14 protein-coding genes and 1 pseudogene are annotated in these 14,783 nt (G+C 68.1%); 13 read left to right on the top strand and 2 right to left on the bottom strand.

All coding sequences use genetic code 11. The features are described 5' to 3' along the window. Together AC1RNC_RS02245 and AC1RNC_RS02240 are read left to right on the top strand one after the other, a co-directional pair. Nucleotides 1-224, top strand: a pseudogene (locus AC1RNC_RS02245) (hypothetical protein); the annotation flags it as partial. A gap of 15 nt (nt 225-239) precedes the next feature. Next, complete coding sequence (locus tag AC1RNC_RS02240) at nt 240-701, top strand: hypothetical protein (RefSeq protein ID WP_492883359.1); 462 nt, start codon at nt 240-242, stop codon at nt 699-701. Here AC1RNC_RS02240 and AC1RNC_RS02235 read toward each other — a convergent pair. After that, the gene (locus tag AC1RNC_RS02235; RefSeq protein ID WP_492883357.1) at nt 698-1,324 is read right to left on the bottom strand and encodes a glutathione S-transferase family protein; all 627 of its coding nucleotides are present in this window, start codon (nt 1,322-1,324) and stop codon (nt 698-700) included. The genes AC1RNC_RS02240 and AC1RNC_RS02235 overlap by 4 nt on opposite strands. A 91-nt stretch (nt 1,325-1,415) precedes the next feature. Here AC1RNC_RS02235 and AC1RNC_RS02230 point away from each other — a divergent pair, with 91 nt between their 5' ends. The 9 genes from AC1RNC_RS02230 (at nt 1,416) to AC1RNC_RS02190 (ending at nt 12,952) form a co-directional block, all read left to right on the top strand. Then, entirely contained in the window at nt 1,416-2,750 is a 1,335-nt protein-coding gene (locus AC1RNC_RS02230) for a spinster family MFS transporter (protein ID WP_492883355.1), read from the top strand. A 107-nt stretch (nt 2,751-2,857) separates the two neighbouring features. Further along, nucleotides 2,858-4,360, top strand: coding sequence for a spinster family MFS transporter (locus AC1RNC_RS02225; protein ID WP_492883353.1), 1,503 nt, complete (start codon nt 2,858-2,860; stop codon nt 4,358-4,360). A gap of 53 nt (nt 4,361-4,413) precedes the next feature. Beyond that, nucleotides 4,414-5,724, top strand: a complete 1,311-nt coding sequence (gene purB, locus AC1RNC_RS02220; protein WP_492883351.1) for an adenylosuccinate lyase — start codon at nt 4,414-4,416, stop codon at nt 5,722-5,724. 2 nt (nt 5,725-5,726) lie between these two features. After that, the gene (locus tag AC1RNC_RS02215; protein WP_492883349.1) at nt 5,727-6,485 is read left to right on the top strand and encodes a 2OG-Fe(II) oxygenase family protein; all 759 of its coding nucleotides are present in this window, start codon (nt 5,727-5,729) and stop codon (nt 6,483-6,485) included. Then, nucleotides 6,457-6,966: a DNA-deoxyinosine glycosylase gene (locus AC1RNC_RS02210; RefSeq protein ID WP_492883347.1), complete on the top strand. Its 510-nt coding sequence runs from the start codon at nt 6,457-6,459 to the stop codon at nt 6,964-6,966. The genes AC1RNC_RS02215 and AC1RNC_RS02210 overlap by 29 nt, the downstream gene beginning before the upstream one ends. A 98-nt stretch (nt 6,967-7,064) precedes the next feature. After that, nucleotides 7,065-9,059, top strand: a complete 1,995-nt coding sequence (locus AC1RNC_RS02205) for a M13 family metallopeptidase (RefSeq protein ID WP_492883345.1) — start codon at nt 7,065-7,067, stop codon at nt 9,057-9,059. A 113-nt stretch (nt 9,060-9,172) separates the two neighbouring features. Next, nucleotides 9,173-10,546: an ethanolamine ammonia-lyase subunit EutB gene (locus AC1RNC_RS02200; RefSeq protein WP_492883343.1), complete on the top strand. Its 1,374-nt coding sequence runs from the start codon at nt 9,173-9,175 to the stop codon at nt 10,544-10,546. Continuing rightward, entirely contained in the window at nt 10,543-11,349 is an 807-nt protein-coding gene (gene eutC, locus AC1RNC_RS02195) for an ethanolamine ammonia-lyase subunit EutC (protein ID WP_492883341.1), read from the top strand. The genes AC1RNC_RS02200 and eutC overlap by 4 nt, the downstream gene beginning before the upstream one ends. A 109-nt stretch (nt 11,350-11,458) precedes the next feature. Beyond that, complete coding sequence (locus AC1RNC_RS02190) at nt 11,459-12,952, top strand: amino acid permease (RefSeq protein WP_492883339.1); 1,494 nt, start codon at nt 11,459-11,461, stop codon at nt 12,950-12,952. A gap of 56 nt (nt 12,953-13,008) precedes the next feature. Here AC1RNC_RS02190 and AC1RNC_RS02185 read toward each other — a convergent pair whose 3' ends face one another. Continuing rightward, complete coding sequence (locus tag AC1RNC_RS02185) at nt 13,009-13,326, bottom strand: DUF1476 domain-containing protein (RefSeq protein WP_125156314.1); 318 nt, start codon at nt 13,324-13,326, stop codon at nt 13,009-13,011. Between the two features lie 403 nt (nt 13,327-13,729). Between AC1RNC_RS02185 and purC the strand changes: the two genes are divergently transcribed. Further along, nucleotides 13,730-14,488 carry a phosphoribosylaminoimidazolesuccinocarboxamide synthase gene (gene purC, locus AC1RNC_RS02180; RefSeq protein ID WP_125156313.1) on the top strand — a complete coding sequence of 253 codons (759 nt, stop codon included), beginning with the start codon at nt 13,730-13,732 and terminating at the stop codon, nt 14,486-14,488. Between the two features lie 54 nt (nt 14,489-14,542). Continuing rightward, nucleotides 14,543-14,782 carry a phosphoribosylformylglycinamidine synthase subunit PurS gene (gene purS / locus AC1RNC_RS02175; protein WP_395442981.1) on the top strand — a complete coding sequence of 80 codons (240 nt, stop codon included), beginning with the start codon at nt 14,543-14,545 and terminating at the stop codon, nt 14,780-14,782. The last annotated feature ends 1 nt before the right edge of the window (nt 14,783 follow it).

Here is a 14,783-nt window from a genome sequence, read left to right as displayed (position 1 = left end):
TCCCTCGCCCCCTCTTGGCGCCCCCGGCCCGGCCGGCGCCCGTCCGTCAGGTCTACTACGACCACATGGGCAACCCGGTCGCGACCGGCGAAGTCCGCGACGGGACCTTCCAGCAGGTCTCGGCCACCGCGCCGACCGGCGGGACGTGCCGCAACGCGACGATCTCCTACTACGACGAGCGCGGCCGCCTGGCCCAGCGCCCCGTCCAGATCTGCCCCCGCTAGAACGGAATCAAAACGATGATCCGCAAGCCCGTGATGGCCGCCCTGGCCCTCGCCACCCTCGCCCTGGCCGCCTGTGAAAACGGGCATGAGGCCATGTCCAACCCGAAGATCTGCGCCGACTTCCGCAACAACGCAGGTCCTGGCGCCACGGCGGCTTCGGATCCGTCGACGCCGGTCGACGAGTGCGCCCGCCGCTGGGCCTACAGCCTGGCCGGCTCCAAGGACGGCGCCGAGATCGTGGCGGAGGCGGTCGTGGCCGCCTGCGCCCCGGTGCTCAGCCGCTGGAACCAGGCCTCGCTAGGCCAGACCGCCAATAGCGGCGAGCAGGCCCTGAGCCTGACCACCGGCCAGCCGACCAACCCGCTGGCCGAGCACAGCAGCTTCGCCCAGGGTCGCGCGCTGTTCTACGTGGTCCAGGCCCGCGCCGGCCGCTGCAAGCCGCCGCCGGTCACCAACGGGGCGCCGGCGGGCCTCTAGGCCAGCGAAGCGCGCTCCCACTCCAGGAACTCCGGCGTCGTCAGCAGGCGCTCGGCGTAGGCTTGCGCCGTTCCGGTGTCGCCGTAGTCCGCGGGCTTGATCCCGTAGGTGCGGAAGCGCGTCGCCACCGGCGCGTAGAAGGCGTCGGCGATCGACCAGTCGCCCAGCAGGAACGGCCCTCCGGACTTCGCCAGCAGCTGGTTCCAGCGCTCGACGATCGTGCGGACGTTCTTCCGCGCGGCCTCGGAGATGTCGAGCGCGTGGGGCGCCTCCTCCAGCGCCATCGGGCATTCGCCGCGCAGGGCCTGGAAGCCGCCATGCATCTCGGCCGCCGCCGAACGGGCCAGGGCGCGCAAGGTCGGGTCGGCCGGCCACAGCTTGGCGTCGGGATAGGTCTCGGCCAGGTATTCGCAGATGGCCAGCGAGTCCCAGATCGTCAGGTCGCCGACCTTCAGCACCGGCACCTGCCGGCTGGGCGAGTGCGCCGCGATGGCCGCGTCGCTGGCCGCGCCCTGACGCAGCTGGATCTCGATCTCCCGGAACGGCGCGCCGGTGCGCTTCAGCGCCAGCCACGGCCGCAACGACCAGCTGGACCACTTCTTGGTGCCGATCACGAGTTCCATGGCGCGCGCTCCCTGATGCGATTGCCGCCCGGCTTACCCTGCGTCTAAGGTGGCCTCAACGATTAGAACAACTGTTCGAGGAAGAGCGCTCATGGCGGAAGCGGCTACACCGTCACCGGTCATCAATCCCGTTTCGACGGGTTATCGCCGGTACGCCCTATGGGTGCTGCTGATCATCTACACCCTGAACTTCCTGGACCGGCAGGTGGTCAACATCCTGGCCGAGCCGATCAAGCGCGACCTTGGCCTGGCCGACTGGCAGCTGGGCATGATGACGGGCCTGGCCTTCGCCATCTTCTACACCGTGCTGGGCATCCCGATCGCTCGCCTGGCCGAGACCAAGAACCGGCCCTTCATCATTGGCGCCTCGGTGGCCGCGTGGAGCGCGTTCACCGTGCTGTGCGGCTTCACCCAGAACTTCTGGCAGCTGATCCTGGCGCGGATCGGCGTCGGGGTCGGCGAGGCCGGCTGCACGCCGCCCGCCCACTCGCTGATCACCGACTACGTGCCGCGCGAGAAGCGGGCCAGCGCCATCGCCTTCTATTCGATCGGCACGCCCCTGGGCACCCTGGCCGGCATGGCCATGGGCGGCCTGGTCGCTGACGCCTATGGCTGGCGCGCGGCCTTCATGGTGGCCGGCGCGCCGGGCGTGATCTTCGCCCTGGTCGCGGCCTTCACCCTGGTGGAGCCGCGCCGCCAGTTGGCCGCCGACATCGCCGCCCGCGCGAGCTCGCAGATCAGCTTCGCCGCCGCCATTGCGGTGCTGGCGACCAAGAAGACCTTCTGGCTGGTGGCCCTGGCCGCCTCGATCAAAGCTTTCATCGGTTACGGTTACGCGCCCTTCATCGCCTCGTTCTTCTTTCGCAACCATGGACCCGAGATCGCCCAGTTGGCCGCCGGCTTTGGCCTGAAGTCCGCCGGCTTCCTGGGCCTGGCGCTGGGCCTGATCGGCGGCACCGCCGGCGTGGTCGGGGCCTGGCTGGGCGGCGTCCTGGCCGACCGCCTGGGGGCCCGTGACCTGCGGGCCTATGTCATGGTCCCGGCCTTAGCGTCGCTGGTGACCATTCCCATCTTCATCACCGCCGTCAGCCTGGACGCGCCGATGCACGCGATCGGCTTTCTATCGATCAACGCCCTGCTGGCCACCCTGTGGTACGGCCCAGTCTACGCCACGGCTCAGAGCATCGTCGAACCCCACATGCGGGCCACCGCCTCCGCGGTACTGCTGCTGATCATCAACCTGATCGGCCTGGGCCTGGGACCGGTGGCCGTCGGCCTCCTGAGCGACGTGCTGGCCGGTCAGATGGGCCTGGGCGAGGCGCAGGGCGTCCGCTGGGCGCTGATCGTCTCCGCCACGCTGGGCTTGGCCGCCTTCGGCCTGTTCTGGGCCGCCCGCAACAGCATCCGCGAGGAGATGGTCGCCTGATTCCCAGAGCGCCAAGGGCCCGGAATTTAGCCTCTGGCGCTTTGGCTTCCGCTCCGTCACAGTCCCCTCAAACAATTAGAACAAATGTTTGAAGGGAGAGAGTCAGTATGGCCGACGCGCGTGCGTCCGGCGGCGAACGGCCGCTTTATTCGAATGGCTACAAGGCGACGGTGCTGGGGCTGCTGCTGGCCACCTACACCTTCAACTTCATCGACCGGACGATCATCGCCACCATCGGTCAGGCCATCAAGGTCGACCTGAAGCTGACCGACACCCAGCTGGGCTTGCTGGGCGGCCTCTACTTCGCCCTGCTCTACACCCTGCTCGGCATTCCCATCGCGCGTCTGGCCGAGCGCTGGAACCGCGTGACCATCATCTCGCTGTCGCTGGTCGTCTGGTCGGGCTTCACCGCCCTGTGCGGCGCGGCGACGAGCTTCGCCCAGCTGGCCCTGTTCCGCTTCGGCGTCGGCGTCGGCGAGGCCGGCTGCTCGCCGCCCAGCCACTCGCTGATCAGCGACTATTACGAGCCCAAGAAGCGCGCCTCGGCCCTGTCGATCTATTCGTTCGGCATCCCCCTGGGCACCATGTTCGGCGCGGTGGCCGGCGGCTGGCTGGCCCAGGAGTTCAGTTGGCGGGTGGCCTTCGTCATCGTCGGCCTGCCCGGCGTGATCCTGGCCCTGATCGTCAAGCTGGTGATCAAGGAGCCGCCGCGCGGCCATTCCGAGATCGTCGAGCGCCCGATCGAACCCGAGAACCTCGTGGTCGAGCCCGCGCCCAAGCCGGCCTTCTCCATGGCCAACGAGTTCTCCGAGCTGTGGGCGGTCTTCAAGATCCTGTTCTTCAAGTGGCCCGTCCTGCACATGGTGCTGGGCGTGACCATCGCCTCGTTCGGCTCCTACGGTTCAGGCGCCTTCGTGCCGTCCTACTTCGTGCGCGCCTTCGGCCTGGGCCTGGCTCAGGTGGGCCTGATCACCGGCCTGATCGGCGGCTTCTCGGCCGGCGTCGGCACCCTGGTCGGCGGCTTCTTGAGCGACTGGGCCGGCAAGCGCAGCGTCAAGTGGTACGCCTGGGTCCCCGCCATCGGCCTGATCATCTGCACGCCGATCTACATCCTCGCCTATCTGCAGAGCGACTGGCAGGCGACGGCGATGATCCTGCTGATCCCCGGCATCTTCCACTATGTCTACCTGGCCCCGACCTTCGCCGTGGTCCAGAACTCGGTGGAGCCGCGCCGCCGGGCCACGGCCACGGCCCTGCTGTTCTTCTTCCTGAACCTGATCGCCCTGGGCGGCGGGCCGGTCTTCACCGGCTGGCTGATCGACCACCTGGCGCAGTACCACTTCAACACCCCGGACGCGGCCGGCGTGGTCCACAGCCTGCTGGGCTCGTTTGGCGTCGAAGGCGGCCAGAGCTTCGCGGCGACCTGCCCCGGCGGCATCGCGCCCAAGGGCTCGGCGCCCGAACTGGCGGCGCAGTGCCGCTCGACCCTGGCCCTGTCCAGCCAGCAGGGAATCATCATCTCGCTGTGTTTCTACGCCTGGGCCGGCGTCCACTACGCCCTGGCCGCCATCGGCATGGTCAAGCACATGAAGTCGCGCGAAGCGGCGTAAGTAATAAGCCTCTTCCCTTGACTCCCGGGGCGGGCGGGCCGAAACGCCCGCCCATGATCAGCCGCTACGCCCGCCCCGAAGCCGCCGCCATCTGGTCCAGCCAGACCAAGTACAAGATCTGGTTCGAGATCGAGGCCCACGCCGCCGACGCCATGGCCGAGATCGGGACCATCCCGAAGCTCGCCGCCGAGACGATCTGGGAAAAGGGCCGCGACGCGGTCTGGGACAGCGACCGCATCGACGAGATCGAGCGCGTCACCAAGCACGACGTGATCGCCTTCCTGACCCACGTGGCCGAGATCGTCGGCCCCGAAGCCCGTTTCCTGCACCAGGGCATGACCAGCTCGGACGTCCTGGACACCTGCTTCGCCGTGCAGCTCAGCAAGGCCACCGACCTGCTGCTGGAAGACGTCGACCTCGTTTTGGCCGCCCTGAAGCGCCGGGCGCTCGAGCACAAGATGACCGTCTGCGTCGGCCGCAGCCACGGCATCCACGCCGAACCGATCACCTTCGGCCTGAAGCTGGCCGGCTACTACGCCGAGTTCCAGCGCGCCAAGGAACGCCTGGCCATGGCCAGGTTCGAGATCGCCACCTGCGCGATCTCGGGCGCCGTCGGCACCTTCGCCAATGTCGACCCACGCGTCGAGCAGCACGTGGCCGACAAGATGGGCCTGGCGGTCGAGCCGGTCTCGACCCAGGTGATCCCGCGCGACCGCCACGCGGCCTATTTCGCGGCCCTCGGCGTCGTGGCCTCGTCGGTCGAGCGCCTGGCCACCGAGATCCGCCACCTGCAGCGCACCGAGGTCCTGGAAGCCGAAGAGCCGTTCGATCCGGGCCAGAAGGGCTCGTCGGCCATGCCGCACAAGCGCAACCCGATCCTGACCGAAAACCTGACGGGCCTGGCCCGCCTGGTCCGCTCGGCCGTGGTCCCGGCGATGGAGAACGTCGCCCTCTGGCATGAGCGCGACATCAGCCACTCGTCGGTCGAGCGCGGCATCGGCCCCGACGCCACCATCCACCTCGACTTCGCCCTGCGCCGCCTGGCCGGCGTCATCGAGCGCTTCAACATCTATCCCGACAACATGGCCAAGAACCTGGACAAGCTGGGGGGCCTGGTCTTCTCGCAGCGCGTCATGCTGGCCCTGACTCAGGAAGGCGTCTCCCGCGAAGACGCCTACGCCGCCGTGCAGGGCAACGCCATGAAGGTCTGGCGCGGCGAAGGCCGGTTCATCGACTTCCTGAAGGCCGATCCCGTCGTGTCCAAGGCCCTGTCGGACACCGTGCTCGAGGAGCTGTTCGACTACGGCTACCACACCAAGAATGTCGACGTGATCTTCAAGCGCGTCTTCGGCGAGCAGGCCTAAGCATGAGCGAACCGCCGGTTCTCCGCCTCAATCCGGCGCTGGATCCGGCGGTCTTCGCGCAAGCCTATGCGCGCGACGGCCTGGTGCGTATTCCCGAGGCGTTCGAGGCGGCGGTCGTCGATCGCCTGGCCGGCATTCTCGAACAGACCATCGACTGGGACATCATCTGCTCGGATGAACACGGCGGGGCCGAGGTCATCACCCGCGCCCGCCGGGCCGAGCTGGGCGATCAGGTCGTGGCGGGCAAGCTGTACGCGGCCACGGTCCGCGCCCGCACCGGCTTCGCCTATGTCTATCTCGGCTATCCGATGATCAACGCCTATGTCGAAGGCCGCGACCCGGGCCATCCGATCCACGCCCTGACGGCGTTCCTGAACAGTCCCGAGTTCATCGCCTTCGGCGCCGCCGTCACCGGCGAGGCGGGGATCACCAAGATCGACGGCCAGGCGACCTGCTACCGCCCGGGCGACTTTCTGACCCAGCACGACGACACCGGCGTCGGCGAGCGCCTGGCCGCCTATACCCTGGGCCTCACCCGCCAGTGGCGGCCGGACTGGGGCGGCCAACTGCTGTTCCACGACGATCACGGCGACGTGGCGCGCGGCTTCGCGCCGGCGTTCAATGTCCTGACCCTGTTCAAGGTGCCCCAGCAACATTCGGTGGCCCCGGTCGCGCCCTATGCCGGCGCCCCGCGCCTGACGGTCACCGGCTGGCTGCGCAACGATCCGCCCAATGGCGCCGGCGCCCCCATTGGCGGCTAAGCGCGGCTTCCCACCGGTCGTCGACGCGAACACCCGTGTTCTCGTGCTGGGCAGCCTGCCCGGCGAGGCCTCGCTCGCGATCAGGCAATACTACGGCAATCCACGGAACGCCTTCTGGCGGCTGATGGAAGGCGTGATCGACGCGCCGCTTACGCCGCTGGCCTACGAGGCGCGGCTGGCGACGCTGCTCGAGCACGGCGTCGGCCTATGGGACGTGATCGCCGAGGCCAAGCGCGAGGGCAGTCTGGACGCGGCTATTCGCGATCCGGCGGCCAACGACCTCTTGAAGCTGATCGAGACCTTGCCGGCGCTGCGGTGCGTCGCCTTCAACGGCGGCACGGCGGCGAAGCTCGGCGCGCGGCTGATCGGCGAGCGGGCGCCGACGATCGCCCTGCCCTCGTCCAGCCCCGCCCACGCGGCGCGCAGCTTCGGCGAGAAGGCGGACGCCTGGGCCCGCCTCAAGACTTTTCTCGTCTCCTAGTCCCGGTCCGGGCGAGCCGGCGACGACATTACGGGAAATTCATCTGCGCGCCGGCCGCGCTTGGGGCAGCATCCCCGGCTCAGAGGGGAATCCTACACATGCGCATCTTCCTGCTGGCCGCCGTTTCCGCGGCTGCGATTTCCGGCGCGGCCTTCGCCGCCGACAAGCCGATGTATGGGACCTGGGGCGTCGACCTGACGTCGCGCGACCTGACGGTGAAGCCGGGCGACGACTTCAACAAGTTCGCCAATGGCGCCTGGGAGAAGCGTACGACCATCCCGGCCGACCAGGCCTCGGCCGGCGTCGGCTACGACGTCTACAACCGCTCGCAGGACCAGCTGCGCACCTTGATCGAGACGGCCGACGCCTCGACCCCGATCGGCGCGCTCTATAAGAGCTTCGTCGACGAGGCCAAGGTCGAGCAGGTCGACGACGCGCCGCTGAAGGTCGATCTGGCCGCCATCCAGGTGATCACGTCCAAGGCCGAACTGGCCAAGGCCATGGGCCGCGCCCACGGCGGTTTCGGCCCCGACCTGTTCTCGCTGGACATCTTCGCCGACGCCAAGATCCCCGAGATCAACACGCTCTATATCGGCCAGTCGGGCCTGGGCCTGCCGGACCGCGACTACTACCTAACCGACGGCTTCAAGCCGCAGCTCGAAGCCTACAGGGCCTTCGCCGAGCGGGCGCTGAAGATGGCCGGCTACGCGGACCCGGCCAAGGCCGCCGCCGACGTGGTGGCGTTCGAGACCGCCGTCGCCAAGGTCAGCTGGCCGGTCGCCGACCGCCGCGACATCGACAAGGTCTACAACCCCGTCTCCCTCACCGAACTGCAGGCCTATGCCCCCGAGATTCCGTGGGCGGACTATCTGGCCGCCGCGGGCGTCACGGGCCGCGACCAGGTGGTGCTGGGTGAGAAGACCGCCGTCCGCGACATCGCCAAGCTGTTCGCCGCCACGCCGCTGGAAACCCTGAAGGCCTGGCAGACCGTACAGGGCGTCCAGGAGATGTCGCCCTATCTGTCCAAGCGCTTCGTCGACAGCCGCTTCGAATATGTGAAGGTGTTGAGTGGCCAGACCCAGTTGCGCCCCCGCTGGAAGCGCGGTGTTCAGCTGGTCGACGGCAGCCTCGGCGAGGTGGTCGGCCAGACCTATGTCGCCAAGTACTTCCCACCCTCGTCCAAGGCCCAGATGGTCGAGCTGATCGCCAATCTGAAGATCGCCATGGCCGAGCGGATCCAGAAGGCGCCGTGGATGGCTCCGGCCACCAAGCAGGCGGCGCTGACCAAGCTGTCGAAGATGACGGTGATGGTCGGCTATCCGGACAAGTGGCGCGACTATTCGGCCCTGAAGCTGGACGCCAACGATCTCTACGGCAATGTCCGCCGCAGCGGCGCCTTCGAGTGGGCCTATGCCCTGAACGACCTGGGCAAGCCCGTCGACCACGCCAAGTGGGGCATGACCCCGCAGACGGTGAACGCCTACAATGGCGGCCTGGAAAACAAGATCGTGTTCCCGGCCGGCATCCTGCAGGCGCCCTATTTCGATCCGGCCGCCGACCCGGCGGTGAACTACGGCGCGATCGGCGCGGTGATCGGCCACGAGATCAGCCACGGCTTCGACGACCAGGGCCGCAAGATCGACGAGACCGGCAAGTTGCGCGACTGGTGGACGGCCGAGGACGCCAAGCGCTTCGACAGCCAGGCCGCGGTGCTGGGCGCGCAATACGACGCCTACGAGCCGGTGCCGGGCATGCGCATTAACGGCCAGCTGACCATGGGCGAGAACATCGCCGACCTGGCCGGCCTGCAGGTGGCCTATGACGCCTATCACGCCTCGCTGAAGGGCAAGCCCGCCCCGGTCGTGGCCGGCATGACCGGCGACCAGCGCTTCTTCCTGGCCTTCGCCCAGGCCTGGCAGGACAAGTCGCGCCCCGACTCGCTGAAGCAGCAGATGGCCTCCGACCCGCACGCGCCGTCGAACTTCCGGGTCATCGGCCCGACGCGCAATGTCGACGCCTGGTACGCGGCCTTCGGCGTCAAGCCGGGCGACAAGTTCTACCTGCCGCCGGAAAAGCGCTCGCGCATCTGGTAGCCGCGGAACTGACCAACCGAAAAGCATGGGCGGGGGCGTCGCATCGGCGCCCCCGCTTCGCGTTTGCGGCGCCGCGCTTCTCGGGGCACCCTCTCCGCGACCTCGGAGAGAGCATGACCTTCGCCTCAACCATCGGCGCGACAACGTGGAGGTTCGACGGCCTGGCCGACCTGCTGGCCAAGGCTTCTCCACCGCGCTCGGGCGACGCCCTGGCCGGGATCGCCGCGACCAGCGCCCAGCAGAACGTCGCCGCCAAGCACGCCTTGGCGGACGTCCCGCTGAAGGCCTTCCTGTCCGAGGCCGTGGTTCCCTACGAGACCGACGAGGTCACCCGTCTGATCCTGGACGGCCATGACCTGGCGGCCTTCGCGCCCGTCGCGTCCCTGACCATCGGCGAGTTCCGTGACTGGCTGCTCTCGGAAGCCGCGACACAAGCCGCCCTCGCCCGCCTCGCGCCGGGCCTGATCCCCGAGATGGCCGCCGCCGTCAGCAAGATCATGCGCAACCAGGACCTGATCCTGGCCGCCAGCAAATGCAGGGTCGTCACGAAGTTTCGCGACACCATCGGCCTGCCAGGAACCATGGCCGTGCGGCTGCAACCCAACCACCCGACCGATGATCCGGCCGGGATCACCGCCTCGATCCTGGACGGGCTGCTGTACGGGTGCGGCGATGCGGTGATCGGCATCAACCCGGCCAGCGACAACCTCTCGGTGCTGGGCGACCTGCTGCGGCTGATGGACGACCTGATCCAGCGGTTCGAGATTCCCACCCAGTCGTGCGTCCTGACCCACGTGACCAGCGCCGTGGAACTGGTCGAGCGCGGCGCGCCGGTGGATCTGGTCTTCCAGTCGATCGCCGGAACCGAGGCGGCCAACGCCAGCTTCGGCGTCACCCTGGCCCTGCTGAAGGAAGGGCTGGACGCCGGCCGCTCCTTGAGGCGCGGGACCGTCGGAGACAACCTCATGTACTTCGAGACCGGACAGGGCTCGGCCCTGTCGGCGGGGGCGCACCACGGTGTCGACCAGCAGACGCTGGAAGCCAGGGCCTATGGCGTGGCGCGCGCGTTCGAGCCTCTGCTGGTCAATTCCGTCGTCGGCTTCATCGGCCCCGAGTACCTGTACGACGGCAAGCAGATCATCCGCGCCGGGCTGGAGGACCACTTCTGCGGCAAGCTCCTGGGCGCGCCGCTGGGGGTGGACGTCTGCTACACGAACCACGCCGAGGCCGATCAGGACGATATGGACACCCTGCTGACCTTGCTGGCCACGGCGGGCGTCACCTTCGTCATGGGCGTGCCGGGGGCGGACGACGTGATGCTGAACTACCAGTCCACCTCGTTCCACGACGCCCTCTATGTCCGCGAGCTGCTGGGCCTGAAGCGCGCGCCCGAGTTCGAGGCCTGGCTGGCCCGGCTGAGGATCACCGGCGACGACGGCCGGCTGGCTCCCGCCCGCGCCGGCCATCCGCTACTGGCCAGCGCATGAGCCGGCTGGTCCCGCCCGACCCCTGGAGCGCCTTGCGCGCGCGCACCCCGGCCCGCATCGCCATCGGTCGCTCCGGGTCCAGCCTGCCGACTCGCGAGGTGCTGGCCTTCTCGCTGGCCCACGCCCAGGCCCGCGACGCGGTGCGCACGCCGTTCGCGGCCGAGCAGGTCGCCGCCGGGATCGAGGCGCTGGGCGTCCCCACGCTGCGCGTCGACAGCGCCGCGCCCGACCGCGCGACCTATTTGCGCCGGCCGGACCTGGGCCGCCGCCTTTCCGACGCCAGCCGCATCGCCCTGGCCTCGGCGCGCGGTCCGGCCGACCTGGCGATCGTCGTGGCCGACGGCCTCTCAAGTACGGCCGTCCACGCCCACGCCGCGCCGCTGGTCGCCGCCCTGCTGCCCTACGTCAGAACCGAAGGCTGGAGCCTCGCGCCCATCACCGTCGCCGGTCAGGCCCGCGTGGCCCTCGGAGACGAGGTCGGCGAGTTGCTCGGCGCGCGGCTCGTGTTGCTGCTGGTCGGCGAGCGGCCGGGCCTGTCCTCGCCCGACAGCCTCGGGGCCTACCTGACCTTCCAGCCGCGGGTCGGGCGCACCGACGCCGAACGCAACTGCGTTTCCAACATCCGCGCCGAGGGGCTCTCCTACGACCAGGCCGCCTTCAAGCTGGCCTGGTTGATGCGTGAGGCGCTGCGCCTGTCGGCCACCGGCGTGGCGCTGAAGGACGAAAGCGACATGAAGGGCCTGTCCGACGCCGCCGAGCAGCCGATGATCGCCCGCGATTTGGACGAACCGCGTTCGCCGTGATGAAATAGTAAACGGCGATCGGGGTCGGGCGACCGACAGATCCTCCAGGACTCGTCCGCGGGCGAACGCGGGGCGCACCCTCGACGTCCAGACCATGGAGGGACGGGTCATGAGCGAACCAGGACCGGGCGGCGGCGTCAGCTACGAGACCGTCGACGACGGCTATTTCGAAAAGCGCGGCCTCAAGCGCTACGCAGGCGTGTTCTCGCTGTGGGCGCTGGGCGTCGGGGCGGTGATCTCGGGCCAATTCTCCGGCTGGAACCTGGGCATGGGCGTCGGCGGCTGGGGCGGCATGCTGGTCGCCACCCTGATCATCACCGTCATGTATCTGGGCCTGACCTTCTCGATCGCCGAGATGGCGGCGGCCCAGCCCCACACCGGCGGCGCCTATTCGTTCGCCCGCTCGGCCATGGGTCCCTGGGGCGGCTTCATCACCGGCCTGTGCGAGAACGTGGAATATGTGCTGACCGCGGCCGTGGTCTGCTTCTTCATCGGCAGCTATCTGGGCGGGATCTTCGAGACGCCGGCCTGGGTCCAGCCGCTCTACTGGATCGGGGCCTATGTCGTGTTCGTCGGCCTCAACGCCGGCGGGGTGGCGATGTCGTTCCGCTTCACGGTGTTCATCACCCTGCTGGCCCTGGCCTGCCTCGTCGTGTTCTGGGTCAGCGCCTTCCCGCACGCCGACTTCGGCAGATACGCCCTGAACGTCGGCCCCGGCGGGACCGAGCTGAAGGACGGCCACGGCCCCTTCCTGCCGGCCGGGATCGGCGGCGCCCTGGCCCAGCTGCCGTTCGCGGTCTGGCTGTTCCTGGCCATCGAGCAACTGCCCCTGGCCGCCGAGGAATCGCACACGCCGCAGCGCGACCTGCCCAAGGGCATCATCCTGGGCATGCTGACCCTGATCGTCTCGGCCCTGCTGGTGCTGTGGCTGAACAGCGCGATCCCCGCCGGGACCTTCGCCCTGTCCAAGTCGGGCGAACCGATCCTGGACGGCTTCCGGGCGATCTACGGCGGCTCGCTAGCCAAGCTCCTCTCGGCGATCGCCGTGGCCGGCCTGGTGGCCAGCTTCCACGCGATCATCTTCGCCTATGGCCGGCAGATCTATTCGCTGTCGCGGGCCGGCTACTTCCCGCGCGCCCTGTCGGTGACCCATGGCGTGCGCAAGACCCCGGACGTGGCCCTGATCACCGGCTCGCTGGCCGGCCTGGCGGTGATGCTGGTCGTCTGGTTCGCCCTCGGCGCCGAGAAGGGCGCGGCGATGATCGGCGGAACCCTGCTGAACATGGCCGTCTTCGGGGCCATGCTGTCCTATGTCGCCCAGGGCGCGTCCTACATCCTGCTGCGCCGGAAACTCCCGAACCTGGAACGGCCCTATAAGAGCGTGTTCGGCGTGGCCGGGGCCGGCGTGACCGTGATCATCTCGCTGGTCACGATCTTCTACCAGCTGAAGGACCCGGTCTATCGGACCGGAGTCATCGGGGTGGCGATCTGGTTCGCGGTGGGAATCGCCTACTTCGCCGCCGTCGGCCGCAAGAAGCTGGTGCTGTCGCCCGAGGAGGCCTTCGCCATCAACGGCGGCAAGGCCGCCTACGAGAGCCACTGACCATGAAAAAGGCCGCCCCAAGGGGCGGCCTCGTTCAGACCATCAAGGCTTGAGGCTTACTCGCCGGCCTTGATCTGCTCGCGCGCGACGGCCAGCAGTTCGTCCATCTTCATGCGAACCTCGCCCTCGGAGGCGGCGACGCCCGAGCCCTTGAGGTCCTCGAAGACCTTGCGCAGCACGTCTTCGTCGCCCGGCTGTTCGAAGTCGGACTTCACCACGGCGCGCGCGTATTCCTCGACGGTCGCCAGGCCCATGAGACCGGCCGCCCATTCGCCCAGCAGGCGGTTGCGGCGCGCGGCCGCCTTGAACTCGATTTCCTGGTCGTGCGCGAACTTGCGTTCGAAACCCTGTTCGCGTTCGTCGAAGGTGGTCATGAAGGCCCCAAAGTCGCCGAGAGCCTGTCGCGGCAAGATAAGTCATCTGGCCGCGACAGGCTCTAATTCTAAACGTTTAGAGCATGATGGTCGCCGAAACCGGCGTCCACTTTCGACTATCATGCTCTTACGCCGGCTGCATATCCTGCGGCGGTCTCCGCCGCAATCGGCGGATAGGCCGCGGATGACGTTTCCAACCATAACATAGCCCCAACACCGTCCGAAAGTTGTCCTTCGTTTGCGCGGCCGCGCTGATTCAGGTAGGTTCCGCGCGACATTTTCCAGTGAGCGGCCTTGAGTCGAACGCCGCGCGCAGCTATCCGCCGCGCGCGCTTTTCGTTTCTCCGGAAGATTCCGGACTTGAGGAGCGGCGCGCGCTTACAGAAGGGCCTCGACGAGAGCCATGACGACCCGTCGCAAGAAGATCTACGAAGGCAAGGCCAAGATCCTCTACGAAGGCCCCGAGCCCGGCACCCTGATCCAGTACTTCAAGGACGACGCGACGGCCTTCAACGCCCAAAAGAAGGCCATCCTGGAAGGCAAGGGCGTCATCAACAACCGGATCAGCGAGTACATCATGACTCGCCTGAACTCGATCGGCGTCCAGAACCACTTCATCCGCCGCCTGAACCTGCGCGAGCAGCTGATCAAGGAAGTCGAGATCGTCCCGCTCGAGGTCGTGGTGCGCAACATCGCCGCCGGCTCGATCGCCACGCGCCTGGGCCTGACCGAGGGTCAGCCCCTGCCCCGCTCGATCATCGAATTCTACTACAAGGACGACAAGCTGGGCGACCCGATGGTCTCCGAGGAGCACATCACCGCGTTCAACTGGGCCGCGACCCAGGAGATCGACGACATGATGGCCACCGCCCTGCGGGTGAACGACTACCTGTCGGGCCTGTTCAGCGCTGTCGGCATCACGCTGGTGGACTTCAAGATCGAGTTCGGCCGCATCTACGAGGGTGACTTCTCGCGGATCATCCTGGCCGACGAGATCAGCCCCGACAGCTGCCGCCTGTGGGACACCGTCACCAACGAGAAGCTGGACAAGGACCGCTTCCGTCGCGACCTGGGCAATGTCATCGAGAGCTATACCGAGGTGGCCCGCCGCCTGGGGATCATGAAGGAAATGCCGACCGTCATCCAAGGCGGCGTGCACTAAACCCTTCATCTGGAAGCAGCGCGGCCCGGAGCGCCGCGCGGGGAGAATCTGTCAGTGAAAGCCACCGTCCACGTGTTCCTGAAGCCCGGCGTGCTCGACGTTCAGGGCAAGGCCGTCGAGAACGCCCTGCATGGCCTGGGCTGGCCGTCGGTGAAGGACGCCCGCGTCGGTCGCGTCATCGAGTTCGACCTCGACGCCGCGGACGCCGAAGCCGCCAAGGCCGAGGTCAAGACCATGTGCGAGAAGCTGTTGGCCAACATGGTCATCGAAAGCTACCGCATCGACATCGCCTAGA

This window comes from Caulobacter sp. GW822-FHT01G02 (assembly GCF_058802865.1).
Note: the sequence above shows the minus strand (reverse complement) of the source record. Positions and strands in the feature narration are given on the sequence as shown.